The organism is Pseudomonas sp. SL4(2022), assembly GCF_026625725.1.
GTDB lineage: Bacteria > Pseudomonadota > Gammaproteobacteria > Pseudomonadales > Pseudomonadaceae > Aquipseudomonas.
Window position 1 is genome coordinate 1,033,388 of sequence record NZ_CP113060.1, and the last position, 21,613, is coordinate 1,055,000.

The following is a 21,613-nucleotide window of genomic DNA, read 5'->3' on the forward strand; positions in this document are numbered from 1 at the left end:
ATACGCCCGTTAAAAGGAGGCGTGATTCTATAGACGCCCCTAGCAGGTGTCAACCCAATAAAAAAGCCCCCGCAAGCGGGGGCTTTTTCTCAAACCATCACTTACGCGATGATTTTGGCTACGACGCCGGCGCCGACGGTACGACCGCCTTCACGAATGGCGAAACGCAGACCTTCTTCCATTGCGATGGTTTTGATCAGAGTGACAGTCATCTGGATGTTGTCACCTGGCATTACCATCTCAACGCCTTCCGGCAGCTCGCAGTTACCAGTTACGTCAGTAGTACGGAAGTAGAACTGAGGACGGTAGCCTTTGAAGAACGGAGTATGACGACCGCCTTCTTCTTTGCTCAACACATACACTTCTGCAGTGAAGGTGGTGTGCGGCTTAACCGAACCTGGCTTGACCAGAACCTGGCCACGCTCTACGTCGTCACGCTTGGTGCCGCGCAGCAGAACGCCGCAGTTCTCGCCAGCACGACCTTCGTCGAGCAGCTTGCGGAACATTTCAACACCGGTACAGGTGGTCTTGGTGGTATCACGCAGACCAACGATTTCGATTTCTTCCTGGATCTTGACGATACCGCGCTCGATACGACCAGTTACCACGGTGCCACGACCGGAGATCGAGAATACGTCTTCGATTGGCATCAGGAACGGCTTGTCGATTGCACGAACCGGCTCAGGGATGTAGCTGTCCAGAGTTTCAACCAGCTTCTTAACAGCGCTGGTGCCCATTTCGTTGTCGTCTTGGCCGTTCAGAGCCATCAGAGCGGAACCGATGATGATCGGAGTGTCGTCGCCTGGGAAATCGTAAGTGCTGAGCAGGTCACGCACTTCCATTTCAACCAGCTCCAGCAGCTCAGCGTCGTCAACCATGTCAGCCTTGTTCAGGAAGACAACGATGTACGGAACGCCCACCTGACGGGACAGCAGGATGTGCTCACGAGTTTGCGGCATCGGACCATCAGCGGCCGAGCAAACCAGGATAGCGCCGTCCATCTGCGCAGCACCGGTGATCATGTTTTTTACGTAGTCGGCGTGACCTGGGCAGTCAACGTGTGCGTAGTGACGCACAGACGAGTCGTATTCAACGTGAGCGGTGTTGATGGTGATACCGCGAGCTTTTTCTTCTGGAGCGCTGTCGATCTTGTCGAAGTCAACCTTGGCCGAACCGAATACTTCGGAGCAGACGCGGGTCAGAGCAGCAGTAAGAGTGGTTTTACCGTGGTCAACGTGACCGATAGTGCCAACGTTGACGTGCGGTTTGTTACGTTCAAATTTTTCTTTAGCCACGACAATTAACTCCTAGCTTAAAGGGGCTGAATCAGCCTTGTTTTTTGGTTACCGACTCGACGATGTGCGACGGAGCCGTATTGTATTTTTTGAATTCCATGGAGTAGCTTGCGCGACCCTGAGACATGGAACGGACGTCGGTCGCATAACCGAACATCTCACCCAGCGGAACTTCAGCACGAATCACCTTGCCGGAGATCGTGTCTTCCATACCCAGGATCATGCCACGACGACGGTTAAGGTCGCCCATCACATCACCCATGTAGTCTTCTGGGGTAACAACTTCTACCGCCATGATCGGCTCGAGCAACTCACCACCACCCTTCTGGGCCAGCTGCTTGGTCGCCATGGAAGCAGCCACCTTGAACGCCATCTCGTTGGAGTCGACGTCGTGGTAGGAACCATCGAACACGGTAGCCTTCAGGCCGATCAGCGGATAACCGGCAACAACGCCGTTCTTCATCTGCTCTTCGATACCCTTCTGGATCGCCGGGATGTATTCCTTCGGAATCACACCACCCACGACTTCGTTCAGGAACTGCAGACCTTCCTGACCTTCGTCAGCAGGTGCAAAGCGAACCCAGCAGTGACCGAACTGACCACGACCACCGGACTGACGAACGAACTTGCCTTCGATTTCACAGCTCTTCGTGATGCGCTCACGATAAGAAACCTGAGGCTTACCGATGTTGGCTTCGACGTTGAACTCGCGGCGCATGCGGTCGACCAGGATGTCCAGGTGCAACTCGCCCATACCGGAGATGATCGTCTGACCCGTCTCTTCATCTGTTTTGACGCGGAAAGACGGGTCTTCCTGAGCAAGCTTGCCCAGTGCGATACCCATTTTTTCCTGGTCGTCCTTGGTCTTAGGCTCTACGGCAACCGAGATAACCGGCTCCGGGAAGTCCATGCGAACCAGGATGATTGGCTTGTCAGCGTTGCACAGAGTCTCACCCGTGGTGACGTCCTTCATGCCGATCAAGGCCGCGATGTCACCAGCGCGCACTTCCTTGATCTCTTCGCGGGCGTTTGCGTGCATTTGCACCATACGACCCACGCGCTCTTTTTTGCCTTTAACCGAGTTGATCACGCCGTCGCCGGAGGCCAACACGCCCGAGTAAACACGAACGAAGGTCAAGGTACCCACGAATGGGTCGGTAGCGATCTTGAACGCCAGCGCCGCGAACGGCTCGTCATCACTTGCATGGCGCTCCATTTCCTCTTCCTCGTTATCCGGGTTGGAACCCTTGATAGCAGGAATGTCGGTAGGGGCAGGCAGGAAGTCGATAACGGCGTCGAGAACCAGGGGAACACCCTTGTTCTTGAAGGAAGAACCGCAAACAGCCAGAACGATTTCGCCAGCGATAGTACGCTGACGCAGAGCCGACTTGATCTCAGCAACGGTAAGCTCTTCGCCTTCCAGGTATTTGTTCATCAGCTCTTCGTTGGCTTCAGCCGCAGCCTCAACCATGTTGCTGCGCCACTTCTCGGCCTCTTCCAGCAGTTCTGCCGGAATGTCCTTGCGCACAGGAACCATGCCCTTGTCAGCATCGTTCCAGTAGACAGCTTGCATGTTGATCAGATCGATCTGACCTTGGAAGTTGTCTTCAGAGCCGATGGCCAACTGAATCGGCACCGGAGTGTGGCCCAGACGCTGCTTGATCTGACCGATCACGCGCAGGAAGTCAGCACCGGCACGGTCCATCTTGTTGACGTAAACAAGACGCGGAACGCCGTACTTGTTGGCCTGACGCCATACGGTTTCCGACTGCGGCTCAACGCCCGAAGTACCACAGAACACAACCACCGCGCCGTCGAGTACACGCAGCGAACGCTCAACTTCAATGGTGAAGTCAACGTGGCCGGGGGTATCGATTACGTTGAAGCGATGCTCATCTTTGTACTGCTTCTCGGAACCTTTCCAGAAGGCGGTAATGGCAGCAGACGTAATGGTAATACCACGCTCCTGCTCCTGCACCATCCAGTCTGTGGTCGCGGCGCCGTCATGCACCTCGCCCATCTTGTGGCTTTTGCCAGTATAGAAAAGCACACGCTCGGTGGTCGTGGTTTTACCCGCGTCCACGTGAGCCACGATACCGATGTTACGGTAACGGTTAATCGGTGTAGTACGAGCCATAAAGCCCTCGCAAATTTAGAAGCGCGATAATTAGAAGCGGTAGTGCGAGAAAGCCTTGTTGGCCTCTGCCATGCGGTGCACGTCTTCACGCTTCTTAACTGCAGCACCTTTGCCTTCAGCGGCATCCAGCAATTCACCAGCCAAACGCAGAGCCATAGACTTCTCGCCACGCTTACGGGCGAAATCTACCAGCCAGCGCATGGCAAGAGCATTACGACGGGACGGGCGAACTTCGACCGGAACCTGGTAAGTAGCACCACCTACACGGCGCGACTTCACTTCGACCAGCGGAGCGATGGCGTCGAGAGCTTTCTCGAAGATTTCCAGGGGATCGCTGTTCTTACGCTCTTTAACCTTATCCAGGGCGCCATAAACAATACGCTCGGCAACGGCTTTCTTGCCGCTTTCCATTACGTGGTTCATGAACTTGGCCAGGATTTGGCTTCCGTATTTTGGATCGTCAAGCACTTCGCGCTTGGCTGCTACACGACGTCTTGGCATTTGATAAGCCCTCAAACGGTCTTCAGGTTAGCCCGGGACTGCACCCTGAGGTGGATGCCCGACCTTACTCTTATCGACTCAGAAAAATAGAAACTCGCAATTCAGTACAGAGCGCCGATTACTTCGGACGCTTGGTACCGTACTTCGAACGACCCTGCTTACGGTCTTTAACGCCGGAGGTATCCAGCGAACCGCGCACGGTGTGGTAACGCACACCTGGCAAGTCTTTTACACGGCCGCCACGAATCAGAACGACGCTGTGCTCTTGCAGGTTGTGGCCTTCACCGCCGATGTACGAGGAAACCTCGAAACCGTTGGTCAGGCGTACACGGCAAACTTTACGCAGTGCCGAGTTAGGTTTTTTCGGCGTAGTGGTATACACGCGAGTGCACACACCACGACGCTGCGGGCAGTTCTGCAGCGCAGGTACGTCGGATTTCTCGACGATACGCTTACGCGGCTGACGTACCAGCTGGTTGATAGTTGCCATCTTAAGCTCCACTGTTGTCTTGCGACGCTATTGCCCTACTAAGCAAAATGGCAGAGCACGTGCCCTGCCAAATTTAGGGGTGCATGAGTCTAAAGAGACTCACCGCCCCAGTCAAGGCAAAGCCCCGCTACCGGAGTAGCGGGGCTTTGCACTCAATTACCGCTGGAGTTCAGCGCTTCGGTCAGTGCGGCTTCCACTTCACTGGCGCTGACACGTACCGGCTGGGCCGCTTCACGCTTACGCTTGCGTTCGCTGTGATAAGCCAGACCGGTACCGGCCGGGATCAGACGACCCACGACCACGTTTTCTTTCAGACCACGCAGGTAGTCGCGCTTGCCAGTAACCGCCGCCTCGGTGAGAACGCGAGTGGTTTCCTGGAAGGAGGCCGCCGAGATGAACGACTCGGTGGACAACGACGCCTTAGTGATACCCAGCAGCACGCGAGTGTACTTGGCCACGAACTTGTCTTCTGCAGCCAGACGCTCGTTTTCACCCAGTACCGCGGTCAGCTCCATCTGGTCGCCCTTGATGAAGGTGGAATCACCCGACTCAGCCACTTCGACCTTGCGCAGCATCTGCCGCAGGATGGTCTCGATGTGCTTGTCGTTGATCTTCACGCCCTGCAGGCGGTAAACGTCTTGGATCTCGTTGACGATGTACTTGGCCAGCGCACTGACGCCCAGCAGACGCAGGATGTCGTGTGGATCGCTCGGACCGTCGGAGATAACTTCACCCTTGTTAACCTGTTCGCCTTCGAACACGTTCAGGTGACGCCACTTCGGAATCAGCTCTTCGTATGGATCACTGCCATCGGTCGGCGTGATAACCAGACGACGCTTGCCTTTGGTTTCCTTACCGAACGAGATGGTGCCGCTGATTTCTGCGAGGATCGACGCTTCTTTCGGGCGACGCGCTTCGAACAGGTCAGCAACACGCGGCAGACCACCGGTGATGTCACGGGTCTTCGAGGTCTCTTGCGGGATACGAGCAATAACATCACCCACGCCCACCTGAGCACCGTTCGCCACACCCACCAGGGCGTTAGCCGGCAGGAAGTACTGAGCCGGCACATCGGTACCCGGCAGCAGCAGATCCTTACCATCTTCACCCACCATCTTAACGGCAGGGCGAATATCCTTGCCGGCAGCCGGACGATCCTTCGGATCGAGGACTTCGATGTTGGTCAGACCGGTCAGTTCGTCGGTCTGGCGCTTGATGGTGATGCCTTCTTCCATGCCCACATAGGTCACGGTACCTTTCATCTCGGTGACGATCGGGTGGGTGTGCGGGTCCCACTTGGCCACGATAGCGCCAGCGTCGACCTTGTCACCTTCCTTCACCGAAATCACGGCGCCGTACGGCAGTTTGTAGCGCTCACGCTCACGACCGAACTCGTCGGCAATCGCCAGCTCACCGGAACGCGATACCGCGACCAGGTTGCCGTCCAGACGCTCGACGTGCTTGAGGTTGTGCAGACGGACCGCACCACCATTCTTCACTTGTACGCTGTCAGCAGCCGAGGTCCGGCTGGCCGCACCACCGATGTGGAACGTACGCATGGTCAGCTGGGTGCCCGGTTCACCGATGGACTGGGCAGCAATAACGCCGACCGCTTCACCGATGTTGATCTGGTGACCACGTGCCAGGTCGCGACCGTAGCACTTGGCGCAGATGCCATAACGGGTTTCACAGGTGATTGGCGAACGTACGATCACTTCGTCGATGCTGTTCAGCTCAATGAACTCGACCCACTGCTCGTCAACCAGAGTACCAGCCGGCACGATCACATCGTCAGTGCCCGGCTTGAACACGTCCTTGGCGATCACTCGACCCAGTACGCGCTCACCCAGCGGCTCAACCACGTCACCGCCTTCAATGTGCGGCGTCATCAGCAGACCATGCTCGGTGCCGCAATCGATTGCAGTCACCACCAGGTCTTGCGCCACGTCAACCAGACGACGGGTCAGGTAACCGGAGTTCGCCGTTTTCAAGGCGGTATCCGCGAGACCTTTACGCGCACCGTGAGTGGAGATGAAGTACTGCAGAACCGACAGACCTTCGCGGAAGTTCGCGGTGATCGGCGTCTCGATGATCGAGCCGTCCGGCTTGGCCATCAGACCACGCATACCGGCCAGCTGACGGATCTGAGCGGCGCTACCACGCGCACCGGAGTCAGCCATCATGTACATCGAGTTGAACGACTCTTGCTCAACGGTCTTGCCTTCACGGTCGACCACTTTCTCTTTCGAGAGGTTGGCCATCATCGCTTTGGACACTTCGTCGTTGGCCTTGGACCAGAGGTCGATCACCTTGTTGTACTTCTCGCCCTGGGTCACCAGGCCGGAGGCGTACTGCGATTCGATCTCTTTAACTTCCTCGGTGGCGGCGTCAATGATGCGCGCCTTCTCATCCGGGATAACGAAGTCGTTCACGCCGATCGACACACCCGAGATGGTCGAGTAGGCAAAACCGGTGTACATCAGCTGGTCAGCGAAGATCACGGTGTCTTTCAAGCCAACGGTGCGGTAGCACTGGTTGATCAGCTTGGAGATCGCCTTCTTCTTCATCGACTGGTTGACCACGTCATACGACAGGCCGGCCGGTACGATCTGGAACAGCAGCGCACGGCCGACAGTGGTGTCGACGATGCGGGTGTTCTTGGTGATCGAACCGTCTTTTTCCTTGATGGTTTCGTTGATGCGCACTTTTACGCGAGCATGCAGCGAGGCTTCACCACCACGGAACACCCGGTCAACTTCCTGCAGGTCAGCGAATACGCGGCCTTCGCCTTTGGCATTGATCGCTTCGCGGGTCATGTAATACAGACCCAGTACCACGTCCTGCGAAGGAACGATGATTGGCTCACCGTTGGCAGGCGACAGGATGTTGTTGGTCGACATCATCAGTGCGCGCGCTTCCAGCTGGGCTTCCAGCGTCAGCGGAACGTGCACGGCCATCTGGTCACCGTCGAAGTCGGCGTTGTACGCGGCGCAGACCAACGGGTGCAGCTGAATCGCTTTACCTTCGATCAGAACCGGTTCAAACGCCTGGATGCCCAGACGGTGAAGGGTTGGTGCACGGTTGAGGAGTACGGGGTGTTCGCGAATCACTTCGGCGAGAACGTCCCACACCTCTGGCAGCTCGCGCTCGACCATCTTCTTGGCCGCCTTGATGGTGGTCGCCAGACCACGCATTTCCAGCTTGCCGAAGATGAACGGTTTGAACAGCTCGAGGGCCATCTTCTTCGGCAGACCGCACTGGTGCAGACGCAGAGTCGGGCCCACGGTAATCACGGAACGACCGGAGTAGTCCACGCGCTTACCGAGCAAGTTCTGACGGAAGCGACCTTGCTTACCCTTGATCATGTCGGCCAGCGACTTCAGCGGACGCTTGTTCGAGCCGGTGATGGCGCGACCGCGACGGCCGTTGTCGAGCAGGGCGTCAACCGCTTCCTGCAGCATGCGCTTTTCGTTGCGCACGATGATGTCCGGTGCGGACAGATCGAGCAGGCGCTTGAGGCGGTTGTTACGGTTGATCACGCGGCGATACAGATCGTTCAGATCCGAAGTCGCGAAGCGGCCACCGTCGAGCGGAACCAGCGGACGCAGGTCTGGCGGCAGAACCGGCAGAACGGTCAACACCATCCACTCAGGCAGGTTGCCCGAACCGAGGAACGCTTCCATCAGCTTCAGACGCTTGGACAGCTTCTTGATCTTGGTTTCCGAGTTGGTTTGCGGAATTTCTTCGCGCAGACGGCCAATCTCGTGCTCCAGGTCGATCGCGTGCAGCAGTTCGCGAACGGCTTCAGCGCCCATGCGAGCGTCGAAGTCATCACCGAACTCTTCGAGGGCTTCGAAGTACTGCTCGTCGTTCAGCAGCTGGCCTTTCTCCAGGGTGGTCATGCCCGGATCGATCACCACATAGCTCTCGAAGTAGAGCACGCGTTCGATATCACGCAGGGTCATGTCCATCAGCAAACCGATACGGCTCGGCAGCGATTTCAAGAACCAGATGTGGGCAACCGGCGACGCCAGTTCGATGTGCGCCATGCGCTCACGACGAACCTTGGCCAGGGCCACTTCAACGCCGCACTTCTCGCAGATCACACCGCGATGTTTCAAGCGCTTGTACTTACCGCACAGGCACTCGTAATCCTTGACTGGGCCAAAGATCTTGGCGCAGAACAGGCCGTCACGCTCGGGCTTGAACGTACGGTAGTTGATGGTTTCCGGCTTTTTAACTTCACCGAACGACCACGAGCGGATCATCTCAGGCGAAGCAAGGCCGATGCGAATGGCATCGAACTCTTCGACTTGACCCTGGTTTTTCAGCAAATTCAGTAGGTCTTTCAAGGCCTTTCCTCCTGGCGGAGCAGAGAGCGGGCTGTGCAGCCCCGCTCTCGATTCGCGTCACGTGTTATTCGGTTTCCAGATCGATGTCGATACCCAGCGAACGGATCTCTTTGATCAGTACGTTGAAGGACTCGGGCATGCCCGGCTCCATACGGTGATCACCGTCCACGATGTTTTTGTACATCTTGGTACGGCCGTTCACGTCGTCCGACTTCACGGTCAGCATTTCCTGCAGGGTGTAGGCGGCGCCGTAAGCTTCCAGTGCCCAGACCTCCATCTCACCGAAGCGCTGACCACCGAACTGCGCCTTACCACCCAGCGGCTGCTGGGTAACCAGGCTGTAGGAACCCGTGGAACGCGCGTGCATCTTGTCGTCCACCAGGTGGTTCAGTTTCAGCATGTACATGTAGCCAACAGTGGTCGGACGCTCGAACTGGTTGCCGGTACGACCGTCGATCAGGCGCATCTGGCCGCTTTCTGGCAGGTCTGCCAGTTTCAGCATGGCCTTGATTTCGCTTTCCTTGGCACCATCGAACACCGGGGTGGCCATTGGCACGCCACCTTTGAGGTTGTGCGCCAGTTTCAGGATTTCCTGATCGCTCAGTTCGTCCAGACTTTCCTGACGGCCACCGATCTCGTTGTAGATCTGCTGCAGGAACTTGCGCAGCTCGGCGACCTTGCGCTGTTCTTCGAGCATGCGGTTGATCTTCTCGCCCAGACCTTTGGCCGCGAGGCCCAGGTGGGTTTCGAGAATCTGACCGACGTTCATACGCGACGGTACGCCCAGCGGGTTGAGAACGATGTCCACCGGCGTACCGTTGACGTCGTGTGGCATGTCTTCAACCGGCATGATCACCGAGACCACACCCTTGTTACCGTGACGACCGGCCATCTTGTCACCCGGCTGGATGCGACGGCGGATGGCCAGGTAAACCTTGACGATCTTCAGCACACCCGGCGCCAGGTCATCGCCCTGTTGCAACTTGCGCTTCTTGTCTTCGAACTTGTCGTCGAGCAGCTGACGGCGGTCGGAGATATAGGCCTGGGCCTTTTCCAACTGCTCGTTCAGGGCATCGTCAGCCATGCGCAGCTTGAACCACTGACCGCGCTCAAGGCCGTCGAGGAACTCGTCGGTGACTTCCGCACCCTTCTTCAGACCAGCGCCGCCTTCGGCTTTCTTGCCAACCAGCGCCGCTCGCAGACGCTCAAAGGTTGCGCCTTCAACGATACGGAACTCTTCGTTCAGGTCCTTGCGGATCTCGTCGAGCTGGCTCTTCTCGATCGACAGGGCGCGCGCATCGCGCTCAACGCCGTCACGGGTAAAGACCTGCACGTCGATAACGGTACCTTTGGTGCCAGTCGGCACGCGCAGGGAGGTGTCTTTAACGTCAGACGCCTTCTCACCGAAGATCGCACGCAGCAGCTTCTCTTCTGGAGTCAGCTGGGTTTCGCCTTTCGGCGTGACTTTACCAACCAGAATGTCGCCTGGGCCGACTTCAGCACCCACGTAAACGATACCGGCTTCGTCCAGCTTGTTCAGCGCAGACTCACCCACGTTCGGGATGTCGGAGGTGATTTCTTCCGAGCCAAGCTTGGTATCACGCGCCACACAGGTCAGTTCCTGAATGTGGATCGTGGTGAAGCGGTCTTCTTGCACCACGCGCTCGGAGAGGCAGATGGAGTCTTCGAAGTTGAAACCGTTCCACGGCATGAACGCCACGCGCATGTTCTGACCCAACGCCAGCTCACCCATATCGGTGGACGGGCCATCAGCCAGGATGTCGCTGCGTTCAACCTTGTCACCTTTGCTGACCAGCGGACGCTGGTTGATGCAGGTGTTCTGGTTGGAGCGGGTGTACTTGGTCAGGTTGTAGATGTCGACACCGGCTTCGCCAGTTTCTACTTCGTCATCATTAACGCGAACCACGATACGGCTGGCGTCGACGGAGTCGATCACACCGCCACGACGCGCCACGACGCACACACCGGAGTCACGGGCGACGTTGCGCTCCATGCCGGTACCTACCAGCGGCTTGTCGGCGCGCAGAGTCGGTACAGCCTGACGCTGCATGTTCGAACCCATCAACGCACGGTTGGCGTCGTCGTGCTCGAGGAACGGAATCAGCGAGGCGGCAACCGAGACTACCTGCTTCGGCGAAACGTCCATCAGGGTGACGTCTTCCGGCGCCTTGACGGTGAATTCGTTGAGGTGACGTACGGCCACCAGCTCATCGACCAGCTGACCTTTGTCGTTCATGGTCGCCGAAGCCTGGGCGATCACGTGATCGGCCTCTTCGATGGCGGACAGGAACACGATCTCGTCGGTGACCAGGGTATCCTTCACCACACGGTACGGGCTTTCCAGGAAGCCGTACTGGTTGGTGCGGGCATAGGCCGCCAGGGAGTTGATCAGACCGATGTTCGGGCCTTCAGGGGTCTCGATCGGGCACACACGGCCGTAGTGGGTCGGGTGTACGTCACGGACTTCGAAGCCGGCGCGCTCGCGGGTCAGACCACCTGGGCCAAGAGCCGAAACACGGCGCTTGTGAGTGATCTCGGAGAGCGGGTTGTTCTGGTCCATAAACTGCGAGAGCTGGCTGGAGCCGAAGAACTCTTTCACCGCTGCCGCAACCGGCTTGGCGTTGATCAGGTCTTGCGGCATCAGGCCTTCGCTTTCGGCCATCGACAGACGCTCTTTGACCGCACGCTCAACACGTACCAGGCCAACGCGGAACTGGTTCTCGGCCATTTCGCCAACGCAGCGAACACGGCGGTTACCCAGGTGGTCGATGTCGTCGACGATGCCTTTACCGTTACGGATATCAACGAGGGTCTTGAGCACCTCGACGATATCTTCCTTGCTCAGCACGCCCGAACCTTCGATCTCGGTGCGACCGATACGACGATTGAACTTCATGCGACCGACGGCCGACAGGTCGTAACGCTCGGCGCTGAAGAACAGGTTGTTGAACAGGGTCTCGGCAGCATCCTTGGTTGGCGGCTCGCCAGGGCGCATCATGCGATAGATCTCGACCAGCGCTTCCAACTGATTGGTGGTGCTGTCGATCTTCAGGGTATCGGAGATAAACGGACCGCAATCGATGTCGTTGGTGTACAGCGTTTCGATGCGCACAACCTGAGCCTTGACCACTTTGGCCAGGATCTCGACGTTCAGCTCGGTGTTGCATTCGGCAATGATCTCGCCGGTAGCCGGGTGCACAATGGCCTTGGCCGAGGTGCGACCGATCAGGTAGTCGATCGGCACTTCCAGCTCTTTGATGCCAGCCTTGTCCAACTGGTTGATGTGGCGCGCGGTAATCCGGCGGCCCTGCTCAACAATGACCTTGCCCTTGTCGTCCCTGATGTCGAGGACAGCAATTTCACCACGCAGACGCTGCGGAACCAGTTCCAGGTTGAGCGATTCGCCCTTAACGTGGAAAACGTTGGTCGCGTAGAAGGCGTCCAGCACCTCTTCAGTGCTGTAACCCAGCGCGCGCAACAGCACGGACGCGGGGAGTTTGCGACGACGATCGATACGTACGAATACCGCATCTTTCGGGTCGAACTCGAAGTCCAGCCAGGAGCCGCGGTAAGGAATGATGCGAGCCGAGTACAGCAGCTTGCCCGAGCTGTGGGTCTTGCCACGGTCGTGGTCGAAGAACACACCCGGGGAGCGGTGCAGCTGGGACACGATAACACGCTCGGTACCGTTGATAACGAAGGTACCGTTTTCGGTCATGAGCGGAATTTCGCCCATGTACACTTCTTGCTCTTTGATGTCCTTGATCGCTTTGTTTGACGATTCTTTGTCGAAAATGATCAGACGGACTTTGACTCGCAGCGGCACGGCGAAAGTAACGCCACGCAGTACGCATTCTTTGACATCAAAAGCCGGCTCGCCCAGGCGATAACCGACATACTCCAGAGCAGCATTGCCGGAATAGCTGATAATCGGGAAAACAGACTTGAAGGCCGCATGCAGGCCAATGTCGCGGAACTGGTCCTTGGTCGCCCCTGCCTGCAGGAATTCGCGATACGAATCCAGCTGGATGGCCAGGAGATAAGGCACATCCATGACATCCGGCAACTTGCTAAAGTCCTTGCGGATACGTTTTTTCTCAGTATATGAGTAAGCCATCAGCGTTCCCCAGCTTGGTCACCTGCTTATTTGGCCGCTCCGACGGGAGTTGCCAGAAACTCTTGCAAACCCTAGGTTTGCACCGCCACCTCGGGCGGGATTTTCGCACCCCAGGCCAGCCAATGATTCGCCGACCTAGAACGGAAAAAGGCCGGTGGCAAAAGCCACCAGCCATCAGCCTTTCGCTCAACGCTTGGGCTGTAGACGCAAGGTCGTCGCTTACTTGAGCTCGACTTTGGCGCCAGCTTCTTCCAAAGCAGCTTTGGCTTTTTCAGCAGCGTCTTTAGCAACACCTTCCAGAACCATGCCTGGAGCGCCGTCAACTACAGCCTTGGCTTCTTTCAGGCCCAGACCGGTCAGTTCACGAACAGCCTTGATCACGTTAACTTTCTTCTCGCCAGCGTCGGCCAGGATAACGTTGAACTCGGTTTGCTCTTCAACAACAGCGGCAGCAACAGCTGGGCCAGCAGCGGCAACAGCAGCGGTAACACCGAAGGTTTCTTCCATTGCTTTGATCAGTTCAACAACTTCCAGAACGGTTTTCTGGCCGATTGCTTCGATGATTTGTTCGTTAGTCAGAGACATGACTTTAAATCCTGTATTGGGGTGACAGCCTACGCAGCCATCAAATTAAACATATGATTTTGAAAGGAACCACGCAGCCTTAGGCAGCGGAAGCTTCTTTCTGGTCGCGAATGGCCGCCAGAGTACGAGCCAGCTTGCTGGTGGCGCCTTGAATCACGCTCATCAGTCGTGCAATAGCTTCGTCGCGAGTTGGCAGCGAAGCCAACACATCGATCTCGTTTGCTGCGAGGAACTTGCCCTCGAACGCAGCTGCCTTGATCTCGAACTTGTCCTGACCCTTGGCAAACTCTTTGAAAATACGAGCAGCAGCGCCCGGATGTTCCTTGGAGAATGCAATCAGGGTCGGGCCTTTGAACACGTCGTTGAGAACCGAGTACTCGGTGCCTTCAACGGCGCGCTTGAGCAGGGTATTACGTACAACACGTACGTATACGCCAGCTTCGCGGGCCTCTTTACGGAGTCCGGTCATAGCGCCTACTGTCACACCGCGGGCATCAGCCACGACAGCGGACAGGGCACCTTTGGCAGCCTCGTTGACTTCAGCGACGATGGCCTTCTTGTCTTCGAGTTTAATTGCCACGGGTTTAACTCCTGCTTGTTACCGTTTCATCCGCCCGAAGGTGGATGTCGTTTTGGTGTCTGATTCGGTAAGAATCGGGAGCACCATCTGCGTAGGCTGTTGGTTTAAGGCTTTCGCCACCTACGGTCTTGGATAGCCCCCGCAAAGCAGGGACCCCAAACCTTCAAAACGGCGCAATCACTGCACCGCTTCATTTATTACGCGTCCAGCGAGCTCTGGTCGATGATCAGACCTGGGCCCATAGTGGTGCTCAGGGTAACGCGCTTCACGTAGACACCTTTCGAGGTCGACGGCTTCAGACGCTTGAGATCAGAGATCAGGGCTTCAACGTTCTGCTTCAGTTTCTCGGCATCAAAACCGACCTTACCGACGGAACCGTGGATAATGCCGTTCTTGTCAGTACGGAAGCGTACTTGACCAGCCTTGGCATTCTTCACCGCGGTAGCCACGTCAGGAGTCACGGTACCGACTTTCGGGTTAGGCATCAGACCACGAGGGCCGAGCACTTGACCCAACTGACCCACAACGCGCATCGCATCCGGGGAGGCAATTACTACGTCATAGTTCAGGTCGCCGCCCTTCATTTCAGCAGCCAGATCGTCCATGCCAACGCGGTCAGCGCCGGCAGCCAGAGCAGCTTCAGCAGCAGGCCCCTGGGTGAACACGGCTACGCGAACGCTTTTACCCGAGCCGTTCGGCAGAACGGTTGCACCACGAACAACCTGGTCGGATTTACGCGGGTCAACACCAAGGTTGACGGCAATATCTACAGACTCAGAAAACTTGACTGCCGACAGCTCAGCCAGCAGAGCGGCCGCTTCAACGAAGTTGTAAGCCTTACCAGCTTCAACCTTCTCAGCGATTGCCTTTTGACGCTTGGTCAACTTAGCCATTACACACCCTCCACGTTGAGGCCCATGCTACGAGCGGAGCCGGCGATAGTACGCACAGCTGCGTCCATATCAGCGGCAGTCAGATCAGCCTGCTTGGTTTTGGCGATCTCTTCCAGCTGAGCACGAGTGACAGTACCAACCTTGACGCTGTTCGGACGAGCCGAACCGCTGGTCAGGCCAGCAGCCTTCTTCAGCAGAACTGAAGCCGGGGTGCTTTTGGTTTCAAAGGTGAAGCTACGGTCGCTGTAAACGGTGATGATCACAGGAGTCGGCAGACCAGGTTCCATGCCCTGGGTACGGGCGTTGAACGCCTTGCAGAACTCCATGATGTTCACGCCATGCTGACCGAGAGCCGGACCGACGGGTGGCGACGGATTGGCTTGTGCAGCCTTTACTTGCAGCTTGATATAAGCCGTAATTTTCTTAGCCATGAGTTACTCCAGTTTTGGGTTCTAGCGCCTTACGGCTCCCCAGTTATTGCCTATTTATCCCAGTGACGACAAAACCCCGCAGCCCAGGGCTGCGGGGTAAGGGATGCTTGTGTCAGTTATGCCTTTTCGACCTGACTAAACTCCAGCTCGACCGGCGTAGAGCGACCAAAGATGGTCACTGCAACCTGAATTCGGCTCTTCTCGTAGTTCACTTCTTCAACCACACCACTGAAATCGGCAAACGGACCGTCAGTCACGCGCACCATCTCACCGGGCTCAAACAGTGTTTTTGGCTTAGGCTTGTCGCCGCTATCAGCAACACGACGCAGAATTGCATCAGCCTCTTTCTCGGTAATAGGCGCAGGCTTGTCAGCCGTCCCACCGATAAAGCCCATGACGCGAGGGGTGTCCTTGATTAAGTGCCAAGTCGCCTCGCTCATTTCCATCTGCACCAGAACATAGCCTGGAAAGAACTTACGCTCGCTCTTACGCTTCTGGCCATTACGCATCTCTACCACTTCTTCGGTAGGGACCAGAATTTCACCAAAAACGTCTTCCATACCAGCAAGCTTAACGCGCTCGATCAGCGAGCGCATAACATGCTTCTCGTAACCCGAGTAAGCATGCACAACGTACCAACGCTTAGCCACGGGACACCTTTAACCGACAATCAACGAAACAATCCAACCAAGCAGGGAATCAAGCCCCCACAACAGCAACGCCATCACCAAAACAACAGCAACAACAATCAGAGTTGTCTGCGTGGTTTCCTGGCGAGTTGGCCAAACGACCTTACGAATTTCAACGCGAGCTTCTTTTGCCAGCACCCAGAATGCTTGACCCTTCGAGGTTTGCAGCGCAATCATACCAGCCACCACAGCAATAACCAGCAGGGCTAGAACACGATACAGAATTGGCTCAGCAGAGAAATACTGATTACCAACCACGCCAGCAACCACCAGAGCAGCAACAGCCAGCCACTTAAGCAGATCAAAGCGGGATTCTTTGGCCTCAGCCTTAACATTCATCTACTAATATCCTGTAAAAAGACGCGCCAAATTCTAGGAAAATGGCAGGTCAGGAGGGAATCGAACCCCCAACCTACGGTTTTGGAGACCGTCGCTCTGCCAATTGAGCTACTGACCTAAAACAGAATCAGGCCGACCATTATGCCGGCCCGAACAAAGCAGATCAATCGATTAAGCGATGATCTTTGCAACTACGCCGGCGCCGACGGTACGACCGCCTTCACGAATGGCGAAACGCAGACCTTCTTCCATTGCGATGGTTTTGATCAGAGTGACAGTCATCTGGATGTTGTCACCTGGCATTACCATCTCAACGCCTTCCGGCAGTTCGCAGTTACCAGTTACGTCAGTAGTACGGAAGTAGAACTGAGGACGGTAGCCTTTGAAGAACGGAGTATGACGACCGCCTTCTTCTTTGCTCAACACATACACTTCTGCAGTGAAGGTGGTGTGCGGCTTAACCGAACCTGGCTTGACCAGAACCTGGCCACGCTCTACGTCGTCACGCTTGGTGCCGCGCAGCAGAACGCCGCAGTTCTCGCCAGCACGACCTTCATCGAGCAGCTTGCGGAACATTTCAACACCGGTACAGGTGGTCTTGGTGGTATCACGCAGACCAACGATTTCGATTTCTTCCTGGATCTTGACGATACCGCGTTCGATACGACCAGTTACCACGGTGCCACGACCGGAGATCGAGAATACGTCTTCGATTGGCATCAGGAACGGCTTGTCGATTGCACGAACCGGCTCAGGGATGTAGCTGTCCAGAGTTTCAACCAGCTTCTTAACAGCGCTGGTGCCCATTTCGTTGTCGTCTTGGCCGTTCAGAGCCATCAGAGCGGAACCGATGATGATCGGAGTGTCGTCGCCTGGGAAATCGTAAGTGCTGAGCAGGTCACGCACTTCCATTTCAACCAGCTCCAGCAGCTCAGCGTCGTCAACCATGTCAGCCTTGTTCAGGAAGACAACGATGTACGGAACGCCCACCTGACGGGACAGCAGGATGTGCTCACGAGTTTGCGGCATCGGACCATCAGCGGCCGAGCAAACCAGGATAGCGCCGTCCATCTGCGCAGCACCGGTGATCATGTTTTTTACGTAGTCGGCGTGACCTGGGCAGTCAACGTGCGCGTAGTGACGCACAGACGAGTCGTATTCAACGTGAGCGGTGTTGATGGTGATACCGCGAGCTTTTTCTTCTGGAGCGCTGTCGATCTTGTCGAAGTCAACCTTGGCCGAACCGAATACCTCGGAGCAGACGCGGGTCAGAGCAGCAGTAAGAGTGGTTTTACCGTGGTCAACGTGACCGATAGTACCAACGTTGACGTGCGGCTTGTTACGCTCAAACTTTTCTTTAGCCATTTTGACTGCCTCCCAGAGAAGAATTGACCAAGTATCACAGCCATAAAACAAAGGCAGATACTCTCATATCTGCCTTCATCAAATGGAGCTCATGAGCGGACTTGAACCGCTGACCTCACCCTTACCAAGGGTGTGCTCTACCAACTGAGCTACATGAGCGAAACACATTGCAAGAGCAGCAATGCTGGAGCGGGTAGCGGGAATCGAACCCGCATCATCAGCTTGGAAGGCTGAGGTTCTACCACTGAACTATACCCGCGTAGCCTGCAGCTCTCGCTAAATCTGGTGGAGGGAGAAGGATTCGAACCTTCGAAGTCGATGACGTCAGATTTACAGTCTGATCCCTTTGGCCACTCGGGAATCCCTCCAAACGGGGCGGCATTCTGTTTCGATGCCGACCTACTGTCAAGCAATTTCTCATTAAAAAACCTGAGGTTAGCTAATTTGACAGCAACTTCGCAGATCACTTGTTAGCGCCACCCTGCGAAGCGGGCGCCATTCTATGCATTCTATTGAACACTTGCAACCCCTTCACACGGCATTAATTGATGTTGTAAGCCTTTGAAGTCAAAAGCTAAACGCTGCAGCAGGGCATCATCAGCCAGACGCCGACTTTCCGGGGCAATACGCACCCAGAAACTGCGGTGCGCGCGGGTCAACTCACGCAAGGAAGGCTCGTAGCCGGCATCGCGCAGACGCTGCATGACACTGGCAGCGGAATCACTGCGTGGAAAGATACCCAAGGAAATACCATTAGCCAGATCGCCCTGGGTAATGATGTAGCTATCAATCTTGCGAGCCTGCAGCTCACGTAATTGCCGCAAAGAGGCCTGACGCGAAGCCAGAGGCGGCAGATACACCCAGTAATCGACACCCGCCGCAGCATCCATACTCTGCACACGCGACTGAATATCCAGACTAAGCAACCGCTGCTCAACCGAAGCAGCCTCTGCAGCCACCTCAAAGCTACCCAAAAACAGACAGACAGCCTCCGCTACGGGCGCCGCCACCACATCTCGACGTGCAGGAGCGCTGGATTCACTGAGCAATCGAATATCGCGCTTGCTCTCCTGCGCCATATTCAGCGGCGCGATCTCAGTAACCCGCAGCGGTGCCTGCTGCTGGTGCCAGACGTAGTAAAACAGATTCAAAACCACTAACCACAAGAACATCCAGCGCATGCATGACCTCAATCTACGGGGCAAGCGATCGCCAAGCCGATAAACACCAGATCTGGCACAACCTGCGCCCCAGGAATTTCATCAACAACCAGAGCCGCATCGCCACCGGTCAAAAACACATCGAATGAATTGCCCAGACATTCAACTGCCGCCGCCAGCTGGCCACTGACAAAACCACGCAGCATCAATAGACAACCACGCTCAACCGCCTCTGCCGTCGAACGCCCAGGCGAAAACCCCCTAAGCGCCTGAGCTGCCTCATCCGCGTCATAGCGTGTTCTGCGCGTATGGGTACGCAACTGAGTGCGCATCAACGGCAAACCAGGACAAATAAACCCACCCAGATGCTGCCCCTCGGCAGTGACAAAGTCAGATGTGACAGCGGTACCAAGGTCAATCACCAGGCAGCCACGTCGAGATAACTGATAAGCCCCAACAACTGCCAACCAGCGATCAGACCCAAGGCGCTCATACTGCTCATAGCCGTTACGCACCCCCGCAAGCTCAGTAGCCGGTCCTGCACGCAGACACACAACAGCAAAAGCAGTTTCGAGCAACGCCATTAAAGAGGTCGTTTCATCGTCACTGCGCACACTCACCAAACGACAAGTACGTAGCCGCGCACCCTGCTCTCGAACCGCCAGCAACAGCGCCTGATCGGAGTCAACGACACCACCCGCAACAGCCGAAGCCCCATCAAGCAAGCGCCACTTGATCAATGTATTACCGCAGTCGAGCTCAAGAATCATCACGCAACCTCAGACTAAGCTCGCCGCCACTGAAAACACGCTCCACACCTTCGACCTGCAGCCGAATGGCACCCGACTGATCCACACCAAGCACCACCCCTTCAACAGGCGCGCTACCTGCCGTCAACGCGACAGGACGCAACTGCCATAGATGATTACGCTGCCATTCATCTTGCAGCGCAGAAAAACCATCCCCCAGCTGGACTTCGAGGTAGCGGGACAGCTGCCGATTGAGTGCACGCACCAACGCATTACGATCCAGCTGATACCCCAACTCAACCCGCATAGACGTCCAGGCCTGACCAATTGTGCCGGACTCCGCAGCCAGCATATTCACGTTCAAACCGATGCCAATTACCACATGGCAAACATCTGCCGGATCACCGGACAACTCCAACAGGATACCGGCCAACTTACGCTCGCCGACTAGCACATCGTTGGGCCACTTCAATCCAGCAGAGGAAACACCGTGATCGCGAACGACCTGCAGCAGCGCCAACCCTACAGCCAGGCTCATACCTTCCAGCTGCCGCATGCCCCCCTCAATGCGCAACACGAGGCTGTAATAGATGTTTTCACCGAAAGGACTGACCCAACTGCGCCCGCGCCGACCGCGCCCGCTAGTCTGCCGCTCAGCCAACACATAGAACGGTAGCGCTGGCGATGACGGCAAAAGCCGCAACGCCTCAGCATTGGTCGAGTCGAGACTAGGAACCACATAAGCCTGCCAACCAGGCCCATCATCCTGGACATTCAAGCACTGCGCGTCCAACAACCTCAACGGTGCCTCTAACCGGTAACCGCGGCCACGCACCTTATGCACCGACAAACCCAGCTCGGCTTGTAGCGCCTGCAGTTTCTTCCACACCGCAGCACGACTAACACCCAATTCAGCACCGAGGGCTTCTCCGGAGTGGAAGCGCCCGTCCTGAAGGAGCCTTAACAATGAAAGCATGCGAGTCCTACCAGCAAATGAGGCACGCATGATAGCGACGTGCCGTAATGTTGCCTATCAAAGCCGCGACAGTGGCTGGTTTGTTTTTGCGGGTAAAAGTAAAACCCCCGACCGTTTTCACGATCGGGGGTTTTGGTATAGGTGCTTGACGATGACCTACTCTCACATGGGGAAACCCCACACTACCATCGGCGATGCATCGTTTCACTACTGAGTTCGGGATGGGATCAGGTGGTTCCAATGCTCTATGGTCGTCAAGCGATTCAGCTGGGATATCGTCGCGAGACGCTATCCCGAATTGGGTATGTGATGTCTTGGTTTGTAGTTGAGCAAATTTTCGGCTGTTGCAGTCTTCATAGAGACACACAAACATCAAATTGTTTGGGTGTTATATGGTCAAGCCTCACGGGCAATTAGTATTGGTTAGCTCAACGCCTCACAGCGCTTACACACCCAACCTATCAACGTCGTAGTCTTCGACGGCCCTTTAGGGAACTCAAGGTTCCAGTGAGATCTCATCTTGAGGCAAGTTTCCCGCTTAGATGCTTTCAGCGGTTATCTTTTCCGAACATAGCTACCCGGCAATGCCACTGGCGTGACAACCGGAACACCAGAGGTTCGTCCACTCCGGTCCTCTCGTACTAGGAGCAGCCCCTCTCAAATCTCAAACGTCCACGGCAGATAGGGACCGAACTGTCTCACGACGTTCTAAACCCAGCTCGCGTACCACTTTAAATGGCGAACAGCCATACCCTTGGGACCGGCTTCAGCCCCAGGATGTGATGAGCCGACATCGAGGTGCCAAACACCGCCGTCGATATGAACTCTTGGGCGGTATCAGCCTGTTATCCCCGGAGTACCTTTTATCCGTTGAGCGATGGCCCTTCCATACAGAACCACCGGATCACTAAGACCTACTTTCGTACCTGCTCG

The 21,613-nt window shown here is 56.2% G+C and carries 16 protein-coding genes, 4 tRNA genes and 2 rRNA genes (1 of these 22 only partly in view); all 22 read right to left on the reverse strand.

Annotated elements, in window-relative coordinates:
- Positions 1–101: 101 nt before the first annotated feature.
- Positions 102–1,295, reverse strand: a complete 1,194-nt coding sequence (gene tuf / locus OU997_RS04880) for an elongation factor Tu (protein ID WP_090377379.1) — start codon at positions 1,293–1,295, stop codon at positions 102–104.
- 31 nt (positions 1,296–1,326) lie between these two features.
- Entirely contained in the window at positions 1,327–3,432 is a 2,106-nt protein-coding gene (gene fusA, locus OU997_RS04885; RefSeq protein ID WP_108489512.1) for an elongation factor G, read from the reverse strand.
- Between the two features lie 30 nt (positions 3,433–3,462).
- Complete coding sequence (gene rpsG / locus OU997_RS04890; RefSeq protein WP_010490886.1) at positions 3,463–3,933, reverse strand: 30S ribosomal protein S7; 471 nt, start codon at positions 3,931–3,933, stop codon at positions 3,463–3,465.
- Between the two features lie 118 nt (positions 3,934–4,051).
- On the reverse strand, positions 4,052–4,423 hold the full coding sequence (gene rpsL / locus OU997_RS04895; protein WP_003463319.1) for a 30S ribosomal protein S12: 372 nt from the start codon (positions 4,421–4,423) through the stop codon (positions 4,052–4,054).
- Positions 4,424–4,575: 152 nt separating this feature from the next.
- Positions 4,576–8,775 (reverse strand): DNA-directed RNA polymerase subunit beta', encoded by a 4,200-nt coding sequence (gene rpoC / locus OU997_RS04900; protein ID WP_108489513.1) that lies wholly within the window; start codon positions 8,773–8,775, stop codon positions 4,576–4,578.
- 64 nt (positions 8,776–8,839) lie between these two features.
- A complete protein-coding gene (rpoB, locus tag OU997_RS04905) occupies positions 8,840–12,913 on the reverse strand; it encodes a DNA-directed RNA polymerase subunit beta (protein ID WP_108489514.1) in 4,074 nt (1,357 codons plus the stop codon).
- A gap of 219 nt (positions 12,914–13,132) precedes the next feature.
- Positions 13,133–13,498 carry a 50S ribosomal protein L7/L12 gene (rplL, locus tag OU997_RS04910; protein ID WP_108489515.1) on the reverse strand — a complete coding sequence of 122 codons (366 nt, stop codon included), beginning with the start codon at positions 13,496–13,498 and terminating at the stop codon, positions 13,133–13,135.
- A 79-nt stretch (positions 13,499–13,577) separates the two neighbouring features.
- Positions 13,578–14,078 (reverse strand): 50S ribosomal protein L10, encoded by a 501-nt coding sequence (gene rplJ, locus OU997_RS04915; protein ID WP_108489516.1) that lies wholly within the window; start codon positions 14,076–14,078, stop codon positions 13,578–13,580.
- Positions 14,079–14,275: 197 nt separating this feature from the next.
- Complete coding sequence (rplA, locus tag OU997_RS04920) at positions 14,276–14,971, reverse strand: 50S ribosomal protein L1 (RefSeq protein WP_108489517.1); 696 nt, start codon at positions 14,969–14,971, stop codon at positions 14,276–14,278.
- Positions 14,971–15,402, reverse strand: a complete 432-nt coding sequence (gene rplK / locus OU997_RS04925) for a 50S ribosomal protein L11 (protein WP_108489518.1) — start codon at positions 15,400–15,402, stop codon at positions 14,971–14,973. The genes rplA and rplK overlap by 1 nt, the downstream gene beginning before the upstream one ends.
- A 116-nt stretch (positions 15,403–15,518) precedes the next feature.
- A complete protein-coding gene (gene nusG, locus OU997_RS04930; RefSeq protein ID WP_108489519.1) occupies positions 15,519–16,052 on the reverse strand; it encodes a transcription termination/antitermination protein NusG in 534 nt (177 codons plus the stop codon).
- Between the two features lie 9 nt (positions 16,053–16,061).
- Positions 16,062–16,430 carry a preprotein translocase subunit SecE gene (secE, locus tag OU997_RS04935; protein WP_267809287.1) on the reverse strand — a complete coding sequence of 123 codons (369 nt, stop codon included), beginning with the start codon at positions 16,428–16,430 and terminating at the stop codon, positions 16,062–16,064.
- 42 nt (positions 16,431–16,472) lie between these two features.
- Positions 16,473–16,548, reverse strand: a tRNA-Trp gene (locus tag OU997_RS04940).
- 53 nt (positions 16,549–16,601) lie between these two features.
- Complete coding sequence (tuf, locus tag OU997_RS04945) at positions 16,602–17,795, reverse strand: elongation factor Tu (RefSeq protein WP_090377379.1); 1,194 nt, start codon at positions 17,793–17,795, stop codon at positions 16,602–16,604.
- 83 nt (positions 17,796–17,878) lie between these two features.
- A tRNA-Thr gene (locus OU997_RS04950) sits at positions 17,879–17,954 on the reverse strand.
- Between the two features lie 26 nt (positions 17,955–17,980).
- A tRNA-Gly gene (locus OU997_RS04955) sits at positions 17,981–18,054 on the reverse strand.
- Positions 18,055–18,078: 24 nt separating this feature from the next.
- Positions 18,079–18,163, reverse strand: a tRNA-Tyr gene (locus OU997_RS04960).
- A gap of 141 nt (positions 18,164–18,304) precedes the next feature.
- Positions 18,305–18,976 (reverse strand): SPOR domain-containing protein, encoded by a 672-nt coding sequence (locus OU997_RS04965; protein ID WP_108490521.1) that lies wholly within the window; start codon positions 18,974–18,976, stop codon positions 18,305–18,307.
- 8 nt (positions 18,977–18,984) lie between these two features.
- Complete coding sequence (locus OU997_RS04970; protein WP_108490520.1) at positions 18,985–19,725, reverse strand: pantothenate kinase; 741 nt, start codon at positions 19,723–19,725, stop codon at positions 18,985–18,987.
- Positions 19,715–20,680: a bifunctional biotin--[acetyl-CoA-carboxylase] ligase/biotin operon repressor BirA gene (gene birA / locus OU997_RS04975; protein WP_108490519.1), complete on the reverse strand. Its 966-nt coding sequence runs from the start codon at positions 20,678–20,680 to the stop codon at positions 19,715–19,717. Before birA ends, OU997_RS04970 begins: the two co-directional genes overlap by 11 nt.
- Positions 20,681–20,823: 143 nt before the next feature.
- A 5S ribosomal RNA gene (gene rrf, locus OU997_RS04980) occupies positions 20,824–20,939 on the reverse strand.
- Between the two features lie 133 nt (positions 20,940–21,072).
- Positions 21,073–21,613, reverse strand: a 23S ribosomal RNA gene (locus OU997_RS04985); it runs 2,350 nt beyond the window's last position.

Excerpts from the sequence above, each read along its gene's own strand:
- fusA (WP_108489512.1), bottom strand. The coding sequence starts at position 3,432 with ATGGCTCGTACTACACCGATTAACCGTTACCGTAACATCGGTATCGTG.
- rpsG (WP_010490886.1), bottom strand. The coding sequence starts at position 3,933 with ATGCCAAGACGTCGTGTAGCAGCCAAGCGCGAAGTGCTTGACGATCCA.
- rpsL (WP_003463319.1), bottom strand. The coding sequence starts at position 4,423 with ATGGCAACTATCAACCAGCTGGTACGTCAGCCGCGTAAGCGTATCGTC.
- rpoB (WP_108489514.1), bottom strand. The coding sequence starts at position 12,913 with ATGGCTTACTCATATACTGAGAAAAAACGTATCCGCAAGGACTTTAGC.
- rplL (WP_108489515.1), bottom strand. The coding sequence starts at position 13,498 with ATGTCTCTGACTAACGAACAAATCATCGAAGCAATCGGCCAGAAAACC.
- rplA (WP_108489517.1), bottom strand. The coding sequence starts at position 14,971 with ATGGCTAAGTTGACCAAGCGTCAAAAGGCAATCGCTGAGAAGGTTGAA.
- rplK (WP_108489518.1), bottom strand. The coding sequence starts at position 15,402 with ATGGCTAAGAAAATTACGGCTTATATCAAGCTGCAAGTAAAGGCTGCA.
- secE (WP_267809287.1), bottom strand. The coding sequence starts at position 16,430 with ATGAATGTTAAGGCTGAGGCCAAAGAATCCCGCTTTGATCTGCTTAAG.
- tuf (WP_090377379.1), bottom strand. The coding sequence starts at position 17,795 with ATGGCTAAAGAAAAGTTTGAGCGTAACAAGCCGCACGTCAACGTTGGT.
- OU997_RS04965 (WP_108490521.1), bottom strand. The coding sequence starts at position 18,976 with ATGCGCTGGATGTTCTTGTGGTTAGTGGTTTTGAATCTGTTTTACTAC.
- OU997_RS04970 (WP_108490520.1), bottom strand. The coding sequence starts at position 19,725 with ATGATTCTTGAGCTCGACTGCGGTAATACATTGATCAAGTGGCGCTTG.
- birA (WP_108490519.1), bottom strand. The coding sequence starts at position 20,680 with ATGCTTTCATTGTTAAGGCTCCTTCAGGACGGGCGCTTCCACTCCGGA.